Source organism: Mesorhizobium sp. M1A.F.Ca.IN.020.06.1.1, assembly GCF_004023265.1.
GTDB lineage: Bacteria > Pseudomonadota > Alphaproteobacteria > Rhizobiales > Rhizobiaceae > Mesorhizobium.
In genome coordinates, this window is sequence record NZ_RZSR01000677.1 from 1 (window position 1) to 3,385 (window position 3,385).

At 63.7% G+C, this 3,385-nt stretch carries 3 protein-coding genes; 1 reads left to right on the top strand and 2 read right to left on the bottom strand.

Going from position 1 to position 3,385, the window contains the following annotated elements; genetic code table 11:
• Nucleotides 1-39 precede the first annotated feature (39 nt).
• Nucleotides 40-516 carry a hypothetical protein gene (locus EOA60_RS24850; RefSeq protein ID WP_095824624.1) on the top strand — a complete coding sequence of 159 codons (477 nt, stop codon included), beginning with the start codon at nt 40-42 and terminating at the stop codon, nt 514-516.
• Between the two features lie 182 nt (nt 517-698).
• Here EOA60_RS24850 and EOA60_RS24855 read toward each other — a convergent pair whose 3' ends face one another.
• Together EOA60_RS24855 and EOA60_RS24860 are read right to left on the bottom strand one after the other, a co-directional pair.
• Nucleotides 699-1,343 carry a response regulator transcription factor gene (locus EOA60_RS24855; protein ID WP_066992920.1) on the bottom strand — a complete coding sequence of 215 codons (645 nt, stop codon included), beginning with the start codon at nt 1,341-1,343 and terminating at the stop codon, nt 699-701.
• Nucleotides 1,340-2,740 carry a sensor histidine kinase gene (locus tag EOA60_RS24860; protein WP_128312050.1) on the bottom strand — a complete coding sequence of 467 codons (1,401 nt, stop codon included), beginning with the start codon at nt 2,738-2,740 and terminating at the stop codon, nt 1,340-1,342. Before EOA60_RS24860 ends, EOA60_RS24855 begins: the two co-directional genes overlap by 4 nt.
• Nucleotides 2,741-3,385 lie beyond the last annotated feature (645 nt).

Consider the following 3,385-nt stretch of genomic DNA (forward strand, 5'->3'; position numbering starts at 1 on the left):
GGCAGGGCCGAGGCGGACCCGGCATGACCCAAGGACGGCATGCGCGAACCCGCCTCAAAAAGGTTTGTCCGCCTTACGCTGCGCGCCGCGGCCGCGCTGGCGCTTTTTGCCGCGCCTGGTCATTTCACGTCCAATAGCCTCGCCAAGCTTCTGGTGGCCACCGCTTATGCCGACAACGGCGGCGGCAACGGCAATGGCGGCGGGGGCAACAGCGGCGGCGGAAACGCTGGCGGCAATTCTGGCAACAGCAATGCCGGTGGCGGCAATGCCAATGCCGGTCCTGGCAACAACAGCGGCAAAGGCAACACCAGCCCCGGCGGCAAGGCCGCCAGCCGTGTCAATGCGGCGACGGGCGACATAATCGAGATCGACGGCAACAGGATCACCATCATCCACCGCAACGGCATGAAGGAAGAGATCGAGAACGGACGCTTCGAGATGAGCGATGCGCAAGGCCGCACCATCGTCGAGCGCCGGGCGACCGAGAAGGATCTGGCCCGTCTGCTAGGCTTGTGAGGGCCGAGAGAAGCTACCCCCTTTTCCCGCGCCTTCGCATGTCACCCCCGCCTTCAGAGGCGGGGGTGATTTGCTTTTGAAGTGACGGTGAATGGTGAATAGGGAACAGTAATCAACGAAACGCACTTCACCGAATGGGAACGCGCCGACGCTTCACCATTCACTGTACTTTCCACTATTCACTAATTCCTCTCTCTCGCTTCATGCATCAGCAGCGCCGCCTCCGTCCGATTGCGCACGTTGAGCTTGGCGAGCACTCGGGTCATGTGGTGCTTGACCGTCTTTTCCTGCAGCGACAGCCGCATCGCGACCTCCTTGTTGCTCAGGCCCTCCGCCACCAGCCCCAGGATCTCGGCCTCGCGGCCGGTGAGCTGGCTGAGCGGGTCGGGCTTGCGGCTGGTGGGCTGCAAGAGATCCGACAGCAGCCGGGCCGAAAGCGTCGGCGAAACGTAGCTCTGGCCGTTGGCGACGTCGCGCAGGATCTCGGCCAGCGACTTGGAGCCGACGCCCTTCAGCACATAGCCCCGCGCGCCCGCCTTCAGCGCCTGGGCGACATCGGCATTGGTCTCGGACACGGTGAGCATGACGATCTTTTGCTCAGGCGCCGCCGAAAGGATGCTGGCCAGCGCATTGAGGCCGCCGCCGGGCATGCTGATGTCGAGCAGCAGCACGTCGGGCGCGCTGGCGCGGACCAGCTTTTCGGCGTCCTCGGCGCTGGCGCCTTCGCCGACAAGCTCGAAGCCGCCGATCTCGCCGAGGCTGCGCGCCACGCCCTCACGAAACAGCGGATGGTCGTCGACAATAGCGATGCGGATGGGTGCGGTCACGGCTGCTCCTCGACAGACAATGTGATTACCAGTCTCGTTCCCCCCGGCCCCGAAAGCGTCTCGAATTGCCCGCCAATGCTTTCGATACGCTCCCTGAGACCGGCGAGCCCGAGGCCTTCGCTTCGCGCAGGATTGAAGCCCGGGCCGGTGTCCTGCACCTCGACCAAAAGCTTGCCGCCCTTCATCGTGGCTCTCACCTGCTGGCCCTTGCCCTTGCCGTGCCGGAAGGCGTTGTTCAGTCCTTCCTGCACGAAACGATAGATGCTGATCTTCTCTGAGGTGCCGAGTTCCGGCAAGCGCTCTGGCAGCGTCAGCAGCACTTTGGTGTCGGTGCGGCGCTCATGCTCGGCGACCGCCAGCCGCAATATGTCGGCCACCGCCTGCGTCTCGATCTGCGGCAGCACCAGGCCGTTGCAGATGCCGCGTATCTCGCTCATCGCTTCGCCCAGCGTCTTATGGATGCCGGCGATTTCCGCCTCGCGCTGCGGTTTGGGCGTGGCGGGGTCGACCAGCACCGGACTGTCCATTCTGAGCGCGGCAAGTGCCACCAGCTGCGCCGGGCCGTCATGCAGGTCGGCGCCGATGCGCCTCAGGTAGCGTTCGTTGATGGCAGTGGCTCGCCGCGAGGCGCGCTGCACGCGTTGGCGTAGCGACGAGTTCTGCGCCAGCGCCTCCTGCAACTCGCTGACCTTGGCTTCCAGCGCGGCACGCTGCGTCTGGATGGTGCGGCTGCCGCGAAGCACGATGCCCGACAGCGGCGCCAGCGAGGCGGCGGTGGCGCCGGCCACCACCAGCCAGGTCCATCTGAGTGCTGAATTCAGCGTCTCCTGGAAATCGTCGGCGACTTCGTAGAATTCCGACACCGCCACCACTTCGCCCGACCAGGGTTCGCGCACGGGGTTGTAGATCTCGAACAACGGCGCGGTCACCGCTTTCTCTTCGCTGGTCTCAGGATCGTCGGCGAGGTTGTTGAATTCCGCCACGACATTGCCGGCAAAGGCCGAGATCAGATTGGGGTTGGGCGGAAACGTCTTGCCGATCAGCTTCGAGTTATCGGCGTAAAGCACCGTGCCGTCGCGCCGCCACAGCTTGAATGACACTAGCCTCTTGCCGAGCGCGCCCTGGCCGAGCGTCTCGTCCAGCGCCCGTTTGACCGTGTCGTCGAGCTCGCGGCTCTTGCGCAGGTCCGGCAGCAGCGGCGCGATCACGCTGTCGACATAGAGCGCCGTCGTGGTGGCGGAGTTGTGCATCACGCCTTCGCGGATTTGCGACGTCACCCAGAGGCCAACCACGAGCATCACCGCCAAAAGCCCGATGCCGCCGGCAATCACAAACTGCCAGGCCAGCGACAGCCCGCTCCAGATTTGCACAAGTCGCTTCAAGGTCTCCCTGAGCATTCGCGCGATTCACCCCACCACGGACAAAGAGTATAGGCCAGCCGCGGCAATTGCGACACCGACCTTGGTCCGGCCTTCAGGCGAGCGGTTAACAGCGCGGCCGTCGAGGCTGCAGAAACCGCTTCCAGGTGCCAAGAACGCCTAGTCCGGCCCCCGGCACAGATGCGGGCGGAACATTAGCAGTTTCTAAGTGTTGAGGTCTTTGCGAGGGCTCCCGAAAGAAACTTCGGCCTATGCCCCCTTGGCAGGCGCGTTTCCTGACCGCTGACATGTGGAGAGGACCATGAACAACATCATCTGGATCGTAGGTGCTATCGTCATCGTGATCGCCATTTTGAGTTTTCTGGGTCTGCGCTGATTCAGTCGGGCCGCTCGTAGCGATGGCGGCGCGAATGAAACGTGCGGCGGCTTGGGGTGGCCTTGGCCATCCGGCTTTTCGGTCGTGCTCGCGGGTATGATCACCGCACTTGTTTTCAGGCGGATGGGCTGGAACGCAAAATAGGGCGACCGCGTTTTGTCTCGCTATGTCGAGGAGTTCTCACCTTCACAAGGCCGAGATGCCAGGCTTGGCCTCGATTGCCGAGGCGGAGCGCCAGGCGCGCGCCGAAAAGAACGCAAGGCTGAGGGATCTTCGTATGCATACAT

Bases quoted from the DNA above. Each gene is read 5' to 3' on its own strand.
- EOA60_RS24850 (WP_095824624.1), top strand. From the start codon at position 40: ATGCGCGAACCCGCCTCAAAAAGGTTTGTCCGCCTTACGCTGCGCGCC.
- EOA60_RS24860 (WP_128312050.1), bottom strand. From the start codon at position 2,740: ATGCTCAGGGAGACCTTGAAGCGACTTGTGCAAATCTGGAGCGGGCTG.